This window comes from Jannaschia sp. W003, assembly GCF_025144335.1.
Lineage (GTDB): Bacteria > Pseudomonadota > Alphaproteobacteria > Rhodobacterales > Rhodobacteraceae > Jannaschia.
This window is the reverse complement of sequence record NZ_CP083539.1, coordinates 1,999,967-2,017,564: the sequence shown is the minus strand read 5'-3', so window position 1 is coordinate 2,017,564 and position 17,598 is coordinate 1,999,967. Positions and strand designations below refer to the sequence as shown.

Genomic DNA, 17,598 nt, shown 5'->3' with positions numbered 1-17,598 from the left:
CGGGGCGTGCGTCGCGTAAGGGCGGGCGGAGTGCCCTGCCCTGCTCAGAACGGCCAGATCAGCGGGACCAGCAGCACCGTGACCGCGCCGCAGACGAGGTTCATGGGCACGCCGATGCGCAGGAAGTCCGAGAAGCGGTAGCCGCCGGCGCCGTACACCATCGTGTTGGTCTGGTAGCCGATCGGGGTCGCGAAGGAGGCCGAGGCGCCGAACATGACCGCCACCACGAAGGGGCGCGGGTCGAGGCCGAGCTGCGCGGCGAGCGCCGCCGCGATGGGGGCCAGGACGACCGCGACGGCGTTGTTGGTGGCGATCTCGGTGAGGATCGAGGTCAGCGCATAGACCGCCGCCAGGGCGGCCAGCGGGCCGACCGCGGCGAGCGCGGGGGCGAGCGCGTCCACGATCATCGTGAGCGCGCCCGAGCGGTCCAGCGTGCCGCCGAGCAGGAGCATGGAGACCACGAGCAGGAGCAGGCGGCCGTCGATGGCGCCGATGCCCTCGTCGGGGTCGATGCAGCCGGTGATGAGGACGATGGCGACGCCGACCACGGCGAGGGGCAGGATCGGCGCGAGGTTCAGGGCGGCGCCGATCACCACCCCGGCCAGCACGGCGAGCGCGATCGGCGCGCGCCCGCGCCGGAAGGGTCGCGCGTCGGTGGGGGCGAGGACCACGAGGCCCTCGGCGCGGGCGAGGGCTTCGATGCTCTCGGGGGGGCCGTCGAGCAGCACCACGTCGCCCGGCTCCAGCGCGTTGGGCGCGCCGGCGTCCATGCTGAGCGCCCCGCCGCGGCGGTGCACGGCCACGGGATGCACGCCGTGGAGGCGGCGCCAGCCGAGGTCGCTCAAGGCCCGGCCCACGGCCACGGAGGCGGGGCCGACCAGCACCTCCATGACGGCGTGGCGGCGGGCGTCGCGCATCTCGGCGCCGGGGATCAGGAGGCCGTCGGGGCGGCCCTCGCGCAGGCTCATGACCTCCTCGCCGGTGGTGCGCAGGACGACGCGGTCGCGCGGCTCGAGGCGCACGGTGGACAGCGCCTCGCGCAGGGAGCGGCCGGCGCGCACCACGTCGATCACGCGGCCGCCGCCGCGGCGGAACTCGGGCACTTCCCCGAGGGCGCTGCCCGCGAGGCGCGAGCCCTCGGGGATCTCCAGCTCCAGCGTCCAGGCCTTGCGGCCCGAGCGGGCGGCACGCTCGCCCACGCCTTCGCGATCCGGCAGGAGGCGCGGCGCGGCCAGGGCCAGGAAGCCGCCGCCGACGACGGCGAGGACGATGCCGAGGGGGGCGATCTCGAACAGGCCGAAGGGGGCCATCCCGAGGTCGCGCGCCACGCCGTCCACGAGGAGGTTGGTGGAGGTGCCGACCAGCGAGCAGGTGCCGCCCAGGATCACCACGTAGGAGAGCGGGATCAGGAAGCGCGAGGCGGGCGCGGCCAGCTCGCGCGCGATGGTGTAGACCACGGGGATCAGCACCATGACGACGGGCGTGTTGTTCATGAAGGCCGAGGCGGCGGCGGCAACGACGAAGAAGGCCGCGACGGTGGCCTTGGGGCGGGCGGAGGCCCCGCGCAGGAGGCGCAGGGACACGAAGTCGAGCACGCCGGTGCGCACGAGCGCGGCCGAGAGCACGAACATGGCGCCGATGGTGGCGGGCGCGGGGTTGGCGATGGCGGCGAGCAGCTCGTCGGTGCCCGCGAGGCCGAGGAGGAGCGCGGCGCCGGCGCCCGCGAGGGCCACCACCTCGGGGGGGCGCCGCTCCAGGATGAAGCCGGCGAACACCGCCAGCAGCAAGGCCAGGGCCACCCAGGGCGCGAGGGCGCCCAGATCGAACAGCATCCGCGTGACTCCAGAGGGCGCGCGCGCCGATTAGGGCGCGCGGCGCGCCGTTCGCAAGAGGCTAGCTGCGGGCCTCGCGGGCCAGCGTCTCGATGCCCGCCCAGTCGCCCGCGGCCACCTTGTCCGCCGGCGCGACCCAGGAGCCGCCGACGCAGACCACGTTGGGGAGCTTGAGGTAGTCGGCCTTGTTGGCGGGCGTCACGCCGCCCGTGGGGCAGAAGCGGATCTGGGGGATCGGGGCGCCGATGGACTTCACCGCGGGCGCGCCGCCGGCGGCCTCGGCGGGGAAGAACTTGAGCATGTCCCAGCCGCGCTCCAGCAGGCGCATGGCCTCGGAGGCGGTGGCGGCGCCGGGCAGCAGCGGCAGGTCCTCGTCGATGCAGGCCTGCAGCAGCGTGTCGGTGGCGCCGGGCGAGACGCCGAAGCGGGCGCCCGCGGCCTTGGCGGCACGCACGTCCTCGGGCGTCAGCAGGGTGCCGGCGCCGACGATGCCGCCCTCGACCTCGGCCATGGCGCGGATGCAGTCGAGTGCGGCGGGGGTGCGCAGCGTCACCTCCAGCGCGGGCAGCCCGCCGGCGACGAGCGCCTCGGCGAGGCTGCGGGCCTTGTCGGCGTCGTCGAGCACCAGCACCGGCACCACGGGGGCGCGGGTGCAGATGTCATGGGCGGCCTTGGACTGGTCTTGCGGGGTCATGGCGGTCTTCCGTGCGGTTGGGTGCGGCGAGGTTAGCGGGGGGCGGCCTAGACCACCACGCCTGCGCCCTGGTCGGCGGGGCCGGCGGTGGCGCGGAACACCTCGAAGAGCTCGCGGCCCACGCCGTAGGCGTTGGCTTCCGGGTCGTAAGGAGCGGGATCGCGCGCCTCGATGCCCTCCGCCACGACCTCGAGCACGCCCGATTCCGCGTCGACGCGCATCAGGTCGCCGTCGCGGACCTTGCCGATCAGGCCGCCGGCCACCGCCTCGGGAGCGACGTGGATCGCGGCGGGCACCTTTCCGGAGGCGCCCGACATGCGGCCGTCCGTGACGAGGGCGACCTTGTAGCCGCGGCCCTGGAGGATCGAGAGCGTCGGGGTCAGCGAGTGCAGCTCGGGCATGCCGTTGGCGCGGGGGCCCTGGTGGCGGACGACGACGACCACGTCGCGGTCCAGATCGCCCCGCTTGAAGGCGTCCTTCACGGCGTGCTGGTCGTCGAAGACAGCGGCGGGGGCCTCGATGACCCGGTGGGCGGCGTCCACGGCCGAGACCTTGATGACGCCGATGCCGAGGTTGCCGCGCAGCTCGCGCAGGCCGCCCGTGGGGGCGAAGGGATCGGCGGGGGTGCGGAGGATCTTGTCGTTCAGCGTCTCCTGCGGGCCGTCGGTCCACGACAGGCGGGCACCGTCGAGCTTCGGCTCCTGGGCGTAGGCGCCGAGGCCGCCGCCGGCGGCGGTGGCGACGTCCTCGTGGAGGAGCCCCGCGTCGAGCAGGCGCCCGATCATGAAGGGCAACCCCCCGGCGGCGTGGAAGTGGTTCACGTCCGCGAGGCCGTTCGGGTAAACCTTCGCCATGGTGGGCGTGATCGCGGAGACGGCGTCGAAGTCCTCGCAGGTCAGCACCACGCCCGAGGCGCGGGCCATAGCGACGAGGTGCAGCACGAGGTTCGTGGAGCCGCCCGTGGCCATGAGGCCGACGAGGCCGTTCACGTAGGCCCGCTCGTCGAGCACGTCGCACACGGGCGTGTAGGCGTTGCCGAGCGCGGTGATCTGGGTGGCGCGGGTGGCGGCCGCGTCCGTGAGGGCGTCGCGCAGGGGGGTGCCAGGGTTCACGAAGCTGGCGCCGGGCAGGTGGAGGCCCATGAACTCCATCAGCATCTGGTTGGAGTTGGCGGTGCCGTAGAAGGTGCAGGTGCCGGGGCCGTGGTAGGAGGCCATCTCCGCGCGCATCAGCTCCTCGCGGCCCACCTTGCCTTCGGCGAACTCGCGGCGGACGCGGGCCTTCTCCTCGTTGGGCAGGCCGGAGGTCATGGGGCCGGCGGGCACGAAGATGCCGGGCAGGTAGCCGAAGGTGGCAGCGGCGATCACCAACCCGGGCACGATCTTGTCGCAGATGCCGAGGTAGAGGGCCGCGTCGAAGGTGTCGTGGGAAAGGGCCACGCCGGCCGCGAGCGCGATCACGTCGCGGGAGAACAGCGACAGCTCCATGCCGGTCTGGCCTTGCGTCACGCCGTCGCACATGGCCGGCACGCCGCCCGCGACCTGCGCGGTGCAGCCCGCGGCGCGGACCGCCGCCTTGATGCGGTCGGGGTAGTCCTTGTAGGGCGCGTGCGCGCTCAGCATGTCGTTGTAGGCGGTCACGATGCCGACGTTGGCGACCCGGTCGGCGGCGAGGTCGCCCTTCTGGTCGCCCATCGCCGCATAGGCGTGGGCCTGGTTGCCGCACTGGAGGTGGGCGCGGCGGGGGCCCTTCTCGGCATGGGCGCGCATGCGGCGCAGGTAGCCGTCGCGGCGCTCGCGGGAGCGCTCGCGGATGCGGTCGGTGATCTCGTCGATGCGGGCGTCGAGGGGCATGGGGCGTCCTCCGTCATGGGTTGCCGGGGCAATGCCATGTTAGCGGTAACGGTTCAAGTGGGGCTGGGTTCGGGCGCCATGATCTCGCGCTCCCCGCCGTCCCGGACGGCCACGTAGAAGCACGAGCGGCGGTTGGTGTGGCAGGCGGGGCCGCGCTGATCGACGCGCAGGAGCAGGCAGTCGCGGTCGCAGTCGACGCGCATCTCCACGAGGCGCTGCACGTGGCCCGAGGTCTCGCCCTTGCGCCACGGGGCCTGGCGCGAGCGCGACCAGTAGCAGACGCGGCCCGTGGCCAGGGTCTCGGCGACGGCGTCGGCGTTCATCCACGCCATCATCAGCACCTCGCCCGTCTCGTGGTCCTGGGCGATGGCGGGAATCAGGCCGCGGTCGTCGTAACGCAGGGTGGAGGGATCGAAGGACATCGCGTCGCCTTTTCCTGTGGACCTCGCGCCGCTACGTAGCAGGCCGGCGGCACGGAAGGGAACGGCATGTCGGACGACCTGATCAAGCTCTACTCGGGGCGCATCCTGGCGCTCGCGGCCGACATGCCCGCGACGGAGCCTCTGGATGCCCCCGAGGCCACGGCCAAGGCGCGCTCGCCGCTGTGCGGGTCGACCGTGACGGTGTCGCTGGACCTCGACCCGCAGGGCCGGATCGCGCGCTACAGCCAGGACGTGAAGGCCTGCGCGCTGGGGCAGGCCTCGGCGGCGGTGTCGGGGGCGGCGATGGTGGGGCGGACGGAAGGCGAGGTGCGGCGGGCCCGCGACGAGCTGCGCGCGATGCTGCGCGAGGGCGGGCCGGTGCCTTCGGCCCCGTTCGACGGGCTGGAGGTGCTGGTCCCGGCGCGCGACTACCGAAACCGCCACGCGTCCATCCTCTTGGCGCTGGACGCCACCGTGGACGCGATGGAGCAGGTGATGGCGGCGCGGGCCGAGGCCTAGGGCCGCTCGTTCGCGCCCTGCCCCGCCATGATGCGCGGGCGCAGGCGCGCGATGCGGGCGCGGCGAGTCTCGGGCTTCTTGGCACCGCCGATCACGATTGCATGGCTGCGGCGGCGGCCGGGGGTCAGGGCCTCGAAGGCGGCCGCGAGTTCCGTGTCGGCTGCGAGGGCGTCGCTCAGTTCATCGGGCAGGTCGAGGGGACGGTCCTCGCGCGGGGCGCGGGTGCCCGCCTCGGCGTGGATCATGGCTTGGCGGAGGAGGGCAGTCACCGGGCCGGCCATCGCGGCAACGGCGCCGGCGTCCGCGAAGCGCACCGCGTCGGGGTGGCGGGCGTTCGGCCCCTTGCGCTCCAGCACCCCCGCGGGGTCGCGGAGCAGCGCGGCGTGGAAGAAAGTCAGCCGCGCGCCCTCGCGGTGGGCGCCGAGGATCGCGACGTTGCGGCCCGCGTGGGCGTAGCAGGGATGGCCCCACTTGGCGGCCTCCTCCAATCCCGCGTCGAGGCAGAGGCGGCGGGCCGCCGCGAGCGCGCCCGCGTGGCGGCGCGCGCCGCAGTCCGGCGTCGCGTGGCGGGCGCAGCGGCCGCAGCCGTCGGCGAAGAACTGAGCGACGTCGGTGATCATGGGCCAGGCTACCGCGCGGCGTCGCCCCCCGCAAAGAAAGACCGCCGCCCCCGCATGGCGGAGACGGCGGCAAGTGACGTCCCTTCGTGCGGTCCGGGGTGGACCACGGCGGCGCGCTCGGGGCAGCGAGCGCGGAAGCCTCGGGGCCGGTGGACGACCGGCCGTGGGGGACGCGGGCAGAAACGTGTGGCGCCGGGGCGGCGCCGGAATGGGTCAGGCCAGCAGCGCGGGCAAGTTCAGGAGGCCGAGCAGCAGCGTCACGAGCCAGACGCCGCCGAGCACGTCGAGCACCGCATCGTCGCGGCGGAGGATCTGGCGCAGGCGGGCCGCAGGGCGACGGGCGGGGCGTTCGGTGCGGAAGAAGGTGCGGGCCATTTGCGGCTCCTGTGCTGCTGCTCTCGTTGCCCTTCTGTTCCCATACCCTCCCCCTCCCTGTCCAGAACTTTCGGAGAACAGATGCGAACGATCCGTGTTCGTTCCGCCCTGCGGCGCGGACGCAACAGGTCGCGGTCAGCCCACCGAAAGGAGGCGGAGGGCGCGGTCCTGTTCGGTCAGCCACAGGAGGAGGCGCGCCGCCTCGCCGCGCGGGGACCGCAGCGTGGGGTCGGCGGCCAAGAGCGCGCGGGCGTCGGAGCTGGCGGTCTCCATCAGCCCCGCCTGCCCCTCCAGATCGGCGATGCGGAAGCGCGGCAGGCCCGACTGGGCGGTGCCGATCACGTCGCCGGCGCCGCGCAAGGCGAGGTCCTCCTCGGAGATGCGGAAGCCGTCCTCGGTCTCGCGCAGGATGCGCAGGCGGGCCTCGGCGGTCTTGCCCAAGGGAGGCTTGTAGAGGAGCAGGCAGGTCGAGGCCGCGGCCCCCCGCCCCACACGACCGCGGAGCTGGTGGAGCTGGGCCAGCCCGAAGGTCTCGGCCCGCTCGATCACCATGATCGAGGCGTTGGGCACGTTCACGCCCACCTCGATCACCGTGGTGGCCACCAGCACGCCGGTCTCGCCCCGGACGAAGCGCGCCATCGCGGCGTCCTTCTCGGCGGGCGGCATCTGGCCGTGGACTAGGCCGACGGCGCCCTCGCCCAAGGCCGCGCGGAGGCTCCGGAACCGCTCCTCGGCGGAGGTGACGTCCTGGGTCTCGGACTCCTCGACCAGCGGACAGACCCAGTAGGCCTGCCGCCCTTCGGCCACGGCGCGGCGCAGGCGCTCCGTCACGTCGCCCATGCGGCCCACGGGCACGGCGGAGGTCGTGACGGGGGTGCGGCCCGGCGGCTTCTCGTCGAGCACCGAGAGGTCCATGTCGCCGTACTGCGTCAACGCCAGCGAGCGCGGGATCGGCGTGGCCGTCATCACCAGCACGTCGGTCCGCTCGGACTTCTCGCCGAGCAGCAGGCGCTGGCGGACGCCGAAGCGGTGCTGCTCGTCGATCACCGCGAGGCGCAGGTCGTGGAAGGCCACGTCGCGCTGGAACACGGCGTGGGTGCCGACGAGGATCTGGATGTCGCCGCGGGCCACGGCGGCGAGCTTGGCCGCGCGCTCGGCGCCCTTGTCGCGGCCCGTCAGCAACTCAAGCACGGCGCCCGCCTCATCGGCGAGCGGGCGCAGGCCCTCGTGGTGCTGGCGCGCGAGGATCTCGGTGGGCGCCATCAGCACCCCCTGCCCGCCCGCCTCGGCCGCCGCGAGCAGCGCCATCAGAGCCACCAGCGTCTTGCCCGACCCGACGTCGCCCTGGAGCAGGCGGTTCATGCGGCGGTCGCGGCCCATGTCCGCGTCGATCTCGTCGATCGAGCGCATCTGCGCGCCGGTGGGCTGGAACGGCAGCGAGGCGAGCACGCGCCGGCGCATCCGTCCGTCGCCGCTGGTGGCGACGCCGGGGCGGGTGCGGGCGGTGGCGCGGGCCAGCGCGAGGGTGAGCTGGTGGGCGAACAGCTCGTCGTAGGCGAGGCGCTGGCGGGCCACCGACTGCGGCGACAGATCGCCGGGGCCCTCGGGCCCGTGGGCGCGGGCCAGCGCCTCGGCGAAGGCGAGCCAGTTCCGCTCGGCCACGAGGGGACCGTCGATCCATTCAGGAAGAGGTGGAAGCCGCGCGAGCGCGCCCTTCGCGGCCCGGATCATCAGCTTGTTCGTGATGCCTTGCGTCAGCGGATAGACCGGCTCGAAGGGCGGCACGGCCTCGCCCTCCCCCAGCACGTGGTCGGGGTGGGGCATCTGGGCCAAGCCGTCGTAGAGCTCGACCTTGCCCGACACGGTGCGCCGCTCGCCCACGGGCAGCAGCTCCTCGAGCGCCTTCGCGTGGCCGCGGAAGTAGACCAGGTGGAAGGTGGTGCGCGCGTCCTCGACCTCGACGCGGTGGGGCTGGCGGTTCGAGGGCGCGCGCATGTGGCGGCGCACGGTCACGGGCACGGTGACCACGCCCGGCAGCGCGGCGTCCTGCACCGAATCCACCGGCGCGCGGTCGATGCCCTTCTCGGGCAGGGTCAGCAGCAGATCCTTGGGCGTGGCGATCCGCAGGTTGGCGAGCAGCTTGGCGGTCTTCGGGCCGATGCCGGGCAGCGTCTCCAGCCCGGCGAAGAGCGGGAACAGCGGCTCGGGGCGGCCTGTGCTCACGCGCCCTCGATCAAGCTGAGCCAGCCGTCCTCGTCCAGCGTCTCGATGCCCAGCTCGGCCGCCTTCGCCCCCTTGGCGCCCGCGCCCGGGCCGGCGACCACGAGGTCGGTCTTGGCCGAGACCGAACCCGACACCTTGGCGCCCAAGGCCTCGGCGCGGGCCTTGGCCTCGGCGCGGGTCATCCGCTCCAGCGAGCCGGTGAAGACCACCGTGAGGCCGGCCACGGGGCTCGCGCGGACAGCCTCGGGGGCCTGGATGTCAAGCTCGGCCACGAGCGCCGCGATGGCGACGCGCTCGGCCTCGGCGCCCATGGCGTCACAGACGGCCGTGGCGAGGGTGGCGCCGATGCCGTCGATGCCCACCAGCTCGGCCCAGGCGGCGCGGGCCTCCGGGGGGGCGGATTCCATCGCCGCATCGCGGACCTTCTTGACGCTCGCGCGGCGGCCTTCGGCGGCGGCGGCGGCACGCTCCGCGCGCTCGGCCTCGTCGGCGGCGTGCCAGGCGCGGGCGGCCGGGGCGGCCGTGTCGACGCCGCGCGCGAAGCTCTCCCAGTCGCGGTAGTGGCGCGCGAGGTCGGAGGCCGCCACCTCGCCGAGGTGCCGGATGCCGAGGCCGAAGAGCACGCGCGCGAAGGGCTGGCGGCGGCCCTCACGGATCGCGGCGAAGAGGTTGCGCGCCGAGGTCTCGCCCCACCCTTCGAGGGCGGCGACGCTCTGCAGGCCCGAGCCGTAGCGCTCCTCCAGCCGGAAGATGTCGGCGGGGGCGGCGACCCAGCCGAGTTCGTGGAATCGCTCCACCTCCTTGTCGCCCAATCCTTCGATGTCGAGCGCGGGGCGGCTCACGAGGTGCTTGAGGCGCGCGACGCGCTGTGCCGGGCAAATGAGGCCGCCGGTGCAGCGGCGCACGCTCTCGCCCGGCGCGCGCGGCGCGGGGCTGCCGCATTCGGGGCATCGGTCGGGAAAGCGGTAGGGCTCGGCGCCCTCGGGGCGGGCCGTGACGTCCACGTCGCGCACCTTGGGGATCACGTCGCCGGCGCGGTAGATCTCCACCCGGTCGCCCACCCGCAGGTCGGCGCCGCCGCGGATCGGCGCGCCCGAGGCGTCGCGGCCTGCCACGTAATCCTCGTTGTGGAGCGTGGCATTGGAGACCACCACGCCGCCCACGGTCACCGGCTCCAGACGGGCGATCGGGGACAGCGAGCCAGTGCGACCGACGTTGATCTCGATCGCCGTGAGGCGCGTCCACGCGGTCTCGGCGGGGAACTTGTGGGCGATGGCCCAGCGCGGCGTGGTGGAGCGCGCGCCGAGGCGGGCCTGCCAGTCGAGGCGGTCGACCTTGTAGACGACGCCGTCGATGTCGTGGCCCAGCTCCGCCCGCTCGGCGGCGATGGCGCGGTAGTGGGCGAGGAGGTCGGCCACGGTTCCGCAGCGGGCGGTGCGCCCGTTGGTCTGGAAGCCGAAGGCGCGCAGGCGCTCCAGCGCCTCCCACTGGGTGGGGGCCAGCGGCTCCGACACCTCGCCCCAGGCGTAGGCGAAGAAGCGAAGCGGGCGCGCGGCGGTGATCGCCGGGTCGAGCTGGCGCAAGGAGCCCGCGGCGGCGTTGCGGGGGTTGGCGAAGACCTTGGCGCCCGCCTCGGCCTGCCGCGAGTTGAGGGCGGCGAAGTCGGGGTGGGACATGTAGACCTCGCCGCGCACCTCCAGTACCGCGGGCGCGCCCTCGATCCGCTCGGGGATGTCGCCGATGGTGCGGGCGTTGCGGGTCACGTCCTCGCCCACGGCGCCGTTGCCACGGGTGGCGGCATGGACGAGCGCGCCGCCCTCGTAGCGCAAGGAGAGCGACAGGCCGTCGATCTTGGGCTCGGCGGTGTAGGCGAGCGCGTCGTCCGCGGCGAGGCCGAGGTAGCGGCGGATCGAGGCGTCGAACTCGGCCACGTCGGCATCGTCGAAGGCGTTGCCGAGCGAGAGCATGCGCTGGGAGTGGGCGATCTTCGCGAAGCCCTCGGCGGGCGCGGCGCCGACCTGCGCGGTGGGCGAGTCGAGCACGATGAGATCGGGGAACCGGGCTTCGAGGTCTGCCAGACGGCGCTTCAGCGAGTCGTACGCGGCATCGTCGATCTCGGGCGCGTCCTCGGCGTGATAGGCCTCGTTGGCGCGCGCGACGGCGGCGGCGAGGCGTTCCATCTCCGCCGCGGCCTCGTCCGGTTGCATGTCCTCCGGCGCGGTCGCCGGCGTGTCGGGGTGCGCCTTGCTCATGGGCTTGGGTGTAGGGTCGCGGGGGGTGCGTTTCCAGCGATTCGCCCGGCGCGCGGGCGAAAGCGCGGGCGGCCATGCGGTCGGTGCGGCCCGATGCTTCCCGGCGTCACGAGGCGAAGCCGTCGATGAGTGGCGGTCCGTCGCGTTCCCCCGGGCCGCATTCGCCCCGTCCGGGACGGGGCGGCCGCGCGGTCAGGCGGTGGCCAGGTTCGCCGTGGTGCTGCGCTCGGGGTCGCGCAGAACGTAGCCCCGGCCCCAGACCGTCTCGATGTGGGTCTCGCCGCCCGTGGCCTCGCTGAGCTTCTTGCGCAGCTTGCAGATGAAGACGTCGATGATCTTCAGCTCCGGCTCGTCCATGCCGCCGTAGAGGTGGTTGAGGAACATCTCCTTCGTGAGCGTGGTGCCCTTCCGCAGACTCAGGAGCTCCAGCATCTGGTACTCCTTGCCCGTCAGGTGCACGGGCTGGTCGTCCACCTCCACCGACTTGGCATCGAGGTTCACGGCCACGCGGCCCGTGCGGATCACCGACTGCGAATGGCCCTTGGAGCGGCGCACGATGGCGTGGATGCGGGCGACCAGCTCGTCGCGGTGGAACGGCTTGGTCATGTAGTCGTCGGCGCCGAAGCCGAAGCCCTTGATCTTGCTCTCGGTGTCGTCCGAGCCCGACAGGATCAGGATCGGCGTCTCGATGCGGCTGAGGCGGAGCTGCCGCAGCACGTCGTGGCCGTTCATGTCCGGCAGGTTGAGGTCGAGGAGGATCAGGTCGTAGTCGTAGAGCTTCGCCAGGTCGATGCCCTCTTCGCCCATGTCCGTGCAGTAGACGTTGAGGTTGGCCGATCCGAGCATCATCTCGATGCTCTTCGAGGTCGTCGGATCGTCTTCTACCAGCAGGATGCGCATCGCTCTCTCCAGGTGATCAGAACTCGGATGCGAGATTACGCAGCCATTCGTTAAGACACCGTTACCTTGCGTCGCCCGGGGGCCCGGGAGCAAGGCGGAGGGACCGCGCGGGGACCCGTCGCCTACGGCACGCGGAACTGCTGCAACAGTGTGGTCTTGAGCCCGTCGGTCCCGTAGCGCGAGATCATCTCGCGCCAGGAGGCGTACTCTTCCTCGCTCAGCCCGTAGCGCTCCACCGCCTCGTCCATGGTGATGAGGCCGGACTCCACGCCCCGCACCACGGCTGCCTTGCGCCGGGCGACCCAGCGCGTGGTCCCGGGCGGCGGCAGGTCCGCCCGCGTCATCTGCGTGCCGTCGGGCAGCGTCACGACCCGCGGACCGGGCCCCTTCCTGAGGTACATCGCTCCCTCCTTGGTTGCGCGCCCCCCGGTTGGGCCACGCCGCGTTACCGCGAGGTGAAGGCGCGGGTTGAGAATACCGGGGATTTTCCTATATCTGCGGCCGATTCCCGGAGATGCCCCCATGCCCCTCGACGCCGAGCTGAACTCCCTCGGGCTGCCCAAGGCGCCCGCCGACACCCGCGTCGTGGTCGCCATGTCGGGAGGCGTCGACAGCTCCGTGGTGGCCGCCGAGCTCGCCGCCGAGGGCTACGACGTGGTGGGCGTAACGCTGCAGCTCTACGACCACGGCGCCGCGCTCGCCAAGAAGGGCGCCTGCTGCGCCGGGCGCGACATCCACGACGCGCGCCGCGTGGCCGAGGCGATGGGCTTCCCGCACTACGTGCTCGACTACGAGAACGCGTTCCGCGAGGCGGTGATCGACGAGTTCGCCGACAGCTACCTCGGCGGCGCGACCCCGGTGCCCTGCATCCGCTGCAACGAGCGGGTGAAGTTCCGCGACCTCCTGGAGACGGCGAAGGACCTCGACGCCGACTGCATGGCGACGGGCCACTACATCCAGCGCAAGATGGGCGCGCGGGGCCCCGAGCTGCACCGCGCCGCCGACCCCGTGCGCGACCAGAGCTACTTCCTGTTCTCCACCACGGCCGAGCAGCTCGCCTACCTGCGCTTCCCGCTCGGGCACCTGCCCGACAAGGGCGCGACGCGCGCGCTGGCCGCGCGGCATGGCCTGTCCGTGGCCGACAAGCCCGACAGCCAGGACATCTGCTTCGTGCCGAACGGCGACTACGCCTCGGTGATCGAGAAGTTGCGCCCCGGCGCGGGCGAGCCGGGCGAGATCGTCGACACCGCCGGCCGCGTCCTGGGCACCCATCGCGGCGTGATCCACTACACCGTCGGCCAGCGGAAGGGCCTCGGCATCGGCGGGCTTGCCGATCCCCTCTACGTGGTGAAGCTCGACCCGGACGCCCGCCGCGTCGTGGTCGGGCCGAAGGACGCGCTCGCCACCCGCATCGTGCCGGTGCGCGAGGTGAACTGGCTCGGCGACGCCCCCTTCGACAGCCGCCCCGCGTGGGAGCTTGGCGTCAAGGTCCGCTCCACCCGCGCCCCCGCCGAGGCGGTCGTCCGCCCCACCGGCCCCACCACCGCCGAGGTCGAGCTCGCCGCCCCCGAGGAGGGCGTGAGCCCGGGCCAGGCCTGCGTGTTCTACGGCGCGGACGGCAGCCGGGTGTTCGGCGGCGGGTGGATCTGGCGGGGGTGAGGGTTTTCGGTTCGGGGCGGACGTTCGTGCGCTGCGCGGCGAATGTCCGCTCCGGGCCCATCTCACCCAATGCCGCGCCAACCTCAGACGACTGCTATTTGCGACTGGCGGGGCAATGCAGGTCGCGCAATCTCTCGGATTTCACCCGGCTCGATTTTCGCGCAGCAAGAACCGCTGAACCTTCCCGCTCGGTGTCTTGGGCAAGGCGTCCACGAACGTGATCTCTCGCGGGTAGGCATGGGCGCCGAGCCTGTTCCGAACATGTAGCCGCAATTCCTCCGACAGATCATCCGTGGGCTCGCTCCCCTTGCCGAGCACCACGAACGCTTTGACGATATGCCCGCGCTCTGCATCCGGTTTGCCGACGACCGCGGACTCCAGCACTGCGGGATGCTCGATCAGGCTGCTTTCCACGTCGAAGGGACCGATGCGATACCCGGCAGATGAAATGATGTCGTCGGAACGACCGACGAAACTGAAATCACCCGCTTCATGCCGCTCCACGGTATCGCCCGTCAGGAAGTAGTCGCCGGTCCAATCCTCGCCTTCACGTCCCCAATAACCGAGAAAGGAAAACAGCGGCGACCGCGTCATGTCCACGGCCAGATTGCCGGGGCTTCCATCGGGGACCTCGGCCCCGTCCTCATCCAGAACGGCGAGGTGAAAGCCGGGCGTCGCCAGCCCCGCGCTGCCGGGCCGCACGTCATGATCGATACCGTGATGGTTCATCATGACCATGCCGACTTCCGTCTGCCCGTATTGGTCGTGCAGCGGGACCCCGAGTTCCTCCCGAAACCAGCGGATGACTTCGGCGTTCAAAGGCTCGCCCGCGCTGGAGGCGACGCGGAGTTGGCCCCTGAGCGCGTCGACCGTTTCATCGCCGGCCGCTTTCAGCAATCGGTAGACGGTCGGTGCAGCCGCGAAATTCGTGATGTTGTGCTCGCGGATGATCCTGCACGTCGCTTCGACGGAAAACCCTGCTTCCTGAAACGTAGTGGTATTGCCCAGCAACAGAGGGCCGATCGCCGAATAATAGAGCCCATAGGCCCATCCCGGATCGGCGATGTTCCAGAAGCGGTCGTCAGGGCGAAGATCGAGGCCATGGGTCATGTAACCTCGAAAAGCGCGCAGCGCCTTGAGCGGCACGCCGACCCCCTTCGGCGCGCCCGTCGTCCCGCTGGTGAACAGCATGAGGAACAAGTCGTCGCCGCGCAAACGGACCGGCGCGAACTCACTCGATTGCCCCTCCAGCGTCGCCCGGAAATCGAGGTCCGTTTCCCGGGGGTCTGAAATAGACACGACGGTCGGGCAGTTCTGGACGTCGTCCAGCTTGGGTCGGTTCGCAGCATCCGTCACGATCAGTTTCGCTTCTGATCCTGCGAGACGTTGCTCGATGGCCGAGGGGCCAAAAGCCGTAAACAGAGGCTGATACACGGCGCCTGCGCGCAGCGTACCCAGCATGGTCACCAAAAGCTCCGGCACCCGCGGCAGCAGGCAGGCGACGCGGTCGCCCGGTCCCACACCCTGTGCCTTGAGCACGTTGGCGAAACGGGCGGATTGTTCCTGGAGGTAGTCATACGAGACCGATCGCGACCCGCCATCCGACCCGATCCAGTTGAGGGCCGCACGACCGCTGCCGACATGTCGATCACAACACTCGATACAGGCATTCACACCATCCGAGAAACTGCCTTCGAAAGTGGTATCGATTTCCGCCAAATCGAAATCATCGCGTGCCGCAGCATAGGTTTGCCTGGTCGTCATGCTTCCCCCCCGACGGTATCGCCGCCACATCCCAAAGCGCGGCGATCCAGCAATCAGTATGCACTTGGGAGGTGCGGCGTAACTGCGACTGCCATGCGTTCACGATCACGTACCGGCCCATCCTAGCGCTCATTCAAGCATGCTTTCGGCGCACAGGATATAGCGGCGTGCAAACCTTGCAGCGGAAGTCTGCCCCTCCCGGAGAAACGGGCAATCATTATTTCGTGGAAGCAGACGTTTAACCTGCCCGCGACGAATTTCTCCTTTGTCCCGCAGAGCGGGCCTTCGCGTTCCTCGCGGCGAATGCCTCCCCCTTGACCCCCACCCCGCTCCGCCTCCCGCGGTCCGCTGCAACAGAGGTTAACGTCCCGGCCCCGTTCGACGCCCGTCTGCACGGGGGGTGTACGGGGGGTGCACGGGGGGCGCCCCCCTCCTGAACCCGGCCCCGGCGACTGTCCGAATCGCCCAACCCCCTGATCTCAAACGCCGAACCGCTTGCTATGTGAAAGTCGTTAACTTTTTCGCCCCCGCCCCTTGCAGGGCCCACCGGGCGCTCCCATCTCCCTTCATGTGAAGAGCATTCACATCGACCCGAACCGCAACCGAGGAGAGACCCATGCAATCCGCCCCCGCCTTCGCCGGACGCCCCGGCGCCTTCCTGTCCCGCGCCGAAAGCTGGCTCGACGCCCGCGGCCGGGGCGCCTGGATCGCCGCCATGGTGCTCGGCTTCATCCTGTTCTGGCCCGTCGGACTGGCCTTCGTGCTCTACATGACCATGAGCGGCAAGTGGTCGCTCGGCCGCGGCGCGGTCCGGTCCGTGAGCCGGATGGGCGGCACCGGAAACGCCGCCTTCGACAGCTACAAGGAGGCCACCTTGCGCCGTCTGGAAGACGAGCAGCGCGCCTTCGAGGAGTTCCTCCAGCGCCTGCGCGAGGCCAAGGACAAGGCCGAGTTCGACCAGTTCATGGACGAGCAGTCGAAGCCCCGCGGCGACGACGACGCGCGCGAAGTCGCCTGATCCCGAGGGCGCCCCATGCCGGGGCGCCCCCACCGCCACCCCGACACGGAGCCCTGCGATGACCCTTCTCGACCATCACACCGCCCTGCCCTCCCCTCACGACCAGCCGGAGTTCTACGAGGGCGTGGTGGTGAAGCGCGGTCTCGCCTGGGTGGTGGACGCGCTAATCATCACCCTCATGAGCCTGCTCGCCGGCATCCTGACGCTGGGCGTGGGCATCCTGATGTGGCCCTTCGTGGTGCTGGCCGTGGGTGGGCTCTACCGGGTGGCGACCCTGACGAGCCGCTCCGCCACGCTGGGCATGCGCCTGTTCGGCATCGAGCTGCGCGACGCGCGCGGCGAGCGGCTCGACGGCATGACCTCGGTGCTGCACGTCGGCGGCTACTACGCCTCGGTGAGCTTCATGCTCCTGCCCGCGCTGGCCTCCGTGGTGGCGATGCTGGCGACCGAGCGACGCCAGGGCCTGACCGACCTCGTGCTCGGCACCGCGGCCATCAACCGCCCCGACTGACGCCCCCGCCCCCCGCGGCGGCATGATCCGGCCGGCGCGCCCCCTCCCGCGGGGCGCGCCGATTTAGGCGTTGACGGGTGCGGCGGGCATGCACAAGTCTGGGTCCGATCCCTCGGACGCGACCGGAGACCCGATGCGACACAGCCTGCCGCTGACGCCGCAGTTCTACGTGACGGCGCCGCAGCCCTGCCCGTATCTCGACGGGCGGCGCGAGCGGAAGCTGTTCACGGCCCTCCAGGGATCGGGCGCCGCGGACTTGAACGACAAGCTGTCGAAGCAGGGCTTCCGACGCTCGCAGAACGTGCTCTACCGGCCCTCCTGCGCGGACTGCTCGGCCTGCCTGTCCGCGCGCATCGTGGTCGGGGCGCACGAGCCTGGGCGCACCCAGCGGCGGATCGCCGCCCGCAACCGCGGCCTGCGCCGCGAGGTGAACTCGCCGTGGGCCACCGACGAGCAGTACGCCCTGTTCCGCCGCTACCTCGAGGCCCGGCACGGCGACGGCGGCATGGCCGACATGGACGTGTTCGAGTTCGCCGCCATGGTCGAGGAGACCCCGATCCGAACCCGCGTGATCGAGTACTGGGACGACGAGGCCGAGGATGGCCCCGCCCTCGTGGGCGTGTGCCTGACGGACGTGCTCGATGACGGGCTGTCCATGGTCTACTCGTTCTACGACCCCGGAGCCGGGCGCCGCTCGCTCGGCACCTACGTGATCCTCGATCACATCGAGATCGCCCGCGCCGCGGGCCTGCCTTACGTCTACCTCGGCTACTGGGTGCCGGGCTCCCCGAAGATGGGCTACAAGGCGGCGTTCCGGGCGCTGGAGATCTACAAGAACCACCGCTGGAGCCCGATCGGCGATCCGGTGGAGCACGCCGCCGAGATCCATCCCCTGTCGGTCGCGCCGATCGCGGAGCAGGTCGCGCAGATCGAGCTGCCGGAGCTGCGCTAGGGGC

General features: G+C 71.8%; 16 protein-coding genes. 5 read left to right on the top strand and 11 right to left on the bottom strand.

All coding sequences use genetic code 11. The features are described from left to right. Positions 1-44 precede the first annotated feature (44 nt). The 4 genes from K3554_RS09820 to hisI all read right to left on the bottom strand — a co-directional run bounded on the left by K3554_RS09820 (position 45) and on the right by hisI (position 4,801). Positions 45-1,832 carry an SLC13 family permease gene (locus K3554_RS09820; protein WP_259939723.1) on the bottom strand — a complete coding sequence of 596 codons (1,788 nt, stop codon included), beginning with the start codon at positions 1,830-1,832 and terminating at the stop codon, positions 45-47. 61 nt (positions 1,833-1,893) lie between these two features. Next, positions 1,894-2,526 (bottom strand): bifunctional 4-hydroxy-2-oxoglutarate aldolase/2-dehydro-3-deoxy-phosphogluconate aldolase, encoded by a 633-nt coding sequence (gene eda / locus K3554_RS09815; RefSeq protein ID WP_259939720.1) that lies wholly within the window; start codon positions 2,524-2,526, stop codon positions 1,894-1,896. Positions 2,527-2,573: 47 nt separating this feature from the next. After that, positions 2,574-4,379 carry a phosphogluconate dehydratase gene (gene edd / locus K3554_RS09810; RefSeq protein ID WP_259939717.1) on the bottom strand — a complete coding sequence of 602 codons (1,806 nt, stop codon included), beginning with the start codon at positions 4,377-4,379 and terminating at the stop codon, positions 2,574-2,576. Between the two features lie 53 nt (positions 4,380-4,432). After that, complete coding sequence (gene hisI, locus K3554_RS09805) at positions 4,433-4,801, bottom strand: phosphoribosyl-AMP cyclohydrolase (RefSeq protein ID WP_259939714.1); 369 nt, start codon at positions 4,799-4,801, stop codon at positions 4,433-4,435. Positions 4,802-4,867: 66 nt separating this feature from the next. Between hisI and K3554_RS09800 the strand changes: the two genes are divergently transcribed. Then, entirely contained in the window at positions 4,868-5,320 is a 453-nt protein-coding gene (locus tag K3554_RS09800) for an iron-sulfur cluster assembly scaffold protein (protein ID WP_259939711.1), read from the top strand. Here K3554_RS09800 and K3554_RS09795 read toward each other — a convergent pair. From K3554_RS09795 to K3554_RS09770, 6 genes are all read right to left on the bottom strand, one after another. After that, positions 5,317-5,940: a YdeI family protein gene (locus K3554_RS09795; RefSeq protein ID WP_259939709.1), complete on the bottom strand. Its 624-nt coding sequence runs from the start codon at positions 5,938-5,940 to the stop codon at positions 5,317-5,319. The two genes, K3554_RS09800 and K3554_RS09795, sit on opposite strands and share 4 nt — an antisense overlap. Positions 5,941-6,153: 213 nt before the next feature. Further along, entirely contained in the window at positions 6,154-6,315 is a 162-nt protein-coding gene (locus K3554_RS09790) for a hypothetical protein (RefSeq protein ID WP_259939707.1), read from the bottom strand. Positions 6,316-6,450: 135 nt separating this feature from the next. Further along, positions 6,451-8,538 carry an ATP-dependent DNA helicase RecG gene (gene recG, locus K3554_RS09785; RefSeq protein WP_259939705.1) on the bottom strand — a complete coding sequence of 696 codons (2,088 nt, stop codon included), beginning with the start codon at positions 8,536-8,538 and terminating at the stop codon, positions 6,451-6,453. Further along, the gene (gene ligA, locus K3554_RS09780) at positions 8,535-10,790 is read right to left on the bottom strand and encodes an NAD-dependent DNA ligase LigA (RefSeq protein WP_409197307.1); all 2,256 of its coding nucleotides are present in this window, start codon (positions 10,788-10,790) and stop codon (positions 8,535-8,537) included. The genes recG and ligA overlap by 4 nt, the downstream gene beginning before the upstream one ends. Before the next feature lie 192 nt (positions 10,791-10,982). Continuing rightward, entirely contained in the window at positions 10,983-11,690 is a 708-nt protein-coding gene (gene ctrA / locus K3554_RS09775; protein WP_259939703.1) for a response regulator transcription factor CtrA, read from the bottom strand. Positions 11,691-11,812: 122 nt separating this feature from the next. Then, a complete protein-coding gene (locus tag K3554_RS09770) occupies positions 11,813-12,091 on the bottom strand; it encodes a DUF1153 domain-containing protein (RefSeq protein ID WP_259939701.1) in 279 nt (92 codons plus the stop codon). Between the two features lie 121 nt (positions 12,092-12,212). Between K3554_RS09770 and mnmA the strand changes: the two genes are divergently transcribed. Next, positions 12,213-13,349, top strand: a complete 1,137-nt coding sequence (mnmA, locus tag K3554_RS09765; protein ID WP_259939700.1) for a tRNA 2-thiouridine(34) synthase MnmA — start codon at positions 12,213-12,215, stop codon at positions 13,347-13,349. 141 nt (positions 13,350-13,490) lie between these two features. Here the strand turns inward: mnmA and K3554_RS09760 are convergent, their stop codons facing one another. Next, the gene (locus K3554_RS09760; RefSeq protein ID WP_259939698.1) at positions 13,491-15,113 is read right to left on the bottom strand and encodes an AMP-binding protein; all 1,623 of its coding nucleotides are present in this window, start codon (positions 15,111-15,113) and stop codon (positions 13,491-13,493) included. Between the two features lie 616 nt (positions 15,114-15,729). Between K3554_RS09760 and K3554_RS09755 the strand changes: the two genes are divergently transcribed. From K3554_RS09755 to K3554_RS09745, 3 genes are all read left to right on the top strand, one after another. Continuing rightward, positions 15,730-16,131 (top strand): DUF2852 domain-containing protein, encoded by a 402-nt coding sequence (locus K3554_RS09755; RefSeq protein WP_259939696.1) that lies wholly within the window; start codon positions 15,730-15,732, stop codon positions 16,129-16,131. Positions 16,132-16,189: 58 nt separating this feature from the next. Beyond that, a complete protein-coding gene (locus K3554_RS09750; protein WP_259939695.1) occupies positions 16,190-16,642 on the top strand; it encodes an RDD family protein in 453 nt (150 codons plus the stop codon). Between the two features lie 133 nt (positions 16,643-16,775). Further along, a complete protein-coding gene (locus K3554_RS09745; protein ID WP_259939693.1) occupies positions 16,776-17,594 on the top strand; it encodes an arginyltransferase in 819 nt (272 codons plus the stop codon). Positions 17,595-17,598: the final 4 nt, after the last annotated feature.

What these genes read in the sequence shown, in the direction of transcription:
- K3554_RS09820 (WP_259939723.1), bottom strand. Translation starts at nt 1,832, where the DNA reads ATGCTGTTCGATCTGGGCGCCCTCGCGCCCTGGGTGGCCCTGGCCTTG.
- K3554_RS09770 (WP_259939701.1), bottom strand. Translation starts at nt 12,091, where the DNA reads ATGTACCTCAGGAAGGGGCCCGGTCCGCGGGTCGTGACGCTGCCCGAC.
- ligA (WP_409197307.1), bottom strand. Translation starts at nt 10,790, where the DNA reads ATGAGCAAGGCGCACCCCGACACGCCGGCGACCGCGCCGGAGGACATG.
- mnmA (WP_259939700.1), top strand. Translation starts at nt 12,213, where the DNA reads ATGCCCCTCGACGCCGAGCTGAACTCCCTCGGGCTGCCCAAGGCGCCC.
- K3554_RS09745 (WP_259939693.1), top strand. Translation starts at nt 16,776, where the DNA reads ATGCGACACAGCCTGCCGCTGACGCCGCAGTTCTACGTGACGGCGCCG.
- edd (WP_259939717.1), bottom strand. Translation starts at nt 4,379, where the DNA reads ATGCCCCTCGACGCCCGCATCGACGAGATCACCGACCGCATCCGCGAG.
- K3554_RS09750 (WP_259939695.1), top strand. Translation starts at nt 16,190, where the DNA reads ATGACCCTTCTCGACCATCACACCGCCCTGCCCTCCCCTCACGACCAG.
- hisI (WP_259939714.1), bottom strand. Translation starts at nt 4,801, where the DNA reads ATGTCCTTCGATCCCTCCACCCTGCGTTACGACGACCGCGGCCTGATT.
- eda (WP_259939720.1), bottom strand. Translation starts at nt 2,526, where the DNA reads ATGACCCCGCAAGACCAGTCCAAGGCCGCCCATGACATCTGCACCCGC.
- K3554_RS09755 (WP_259939696.1), top strand. Translation starts at nt 15,730, where the DNA reads ATGCAATCCGCCCCCGCCTTCGCCGGACGCCCCGGCGCCTTCCTGTCC.
- ctrA (WP_259939703.1), bottom strand. Translation starts at nt 11,690, where the DNA reads ATGCGCATCCTGCTGGTAGAAGACGATCCGACGACCTCGAAGAGCATC.
- K3554_RS09760 (WP_259939698.1), bottom strand. Translation starts at nt 15,113, where the DNA reads ATGACGACCAGGCAAACCTATGCTGCGGCACGCGATGATTTCGATTTG.
- K3554_RS09790 (WP_259939707.1), bottom strand. Translation starts at nt 6,315, where the DNA reads ATGGCCCGCACCTTCTTCCGCACCGAACGCCCCGCCCGTCGCCCTGCG.
- K3554_RS09800 (WP_259939711.1), top strand. Translation starts at nt 4,868, where the DNA reads ATGTCGGACGACCTGATCAAGCTCTACTCGGGGCGCATCCTGGCGCTC.
- K3554_RS09795 (WP_259939709.1), bottom strand. Translation starts at nt 5,940, where the DNA reads ATGATCACCGACGTCGCTCAGTTCTTCGCCGACGGCTGCGGCCGCTGC.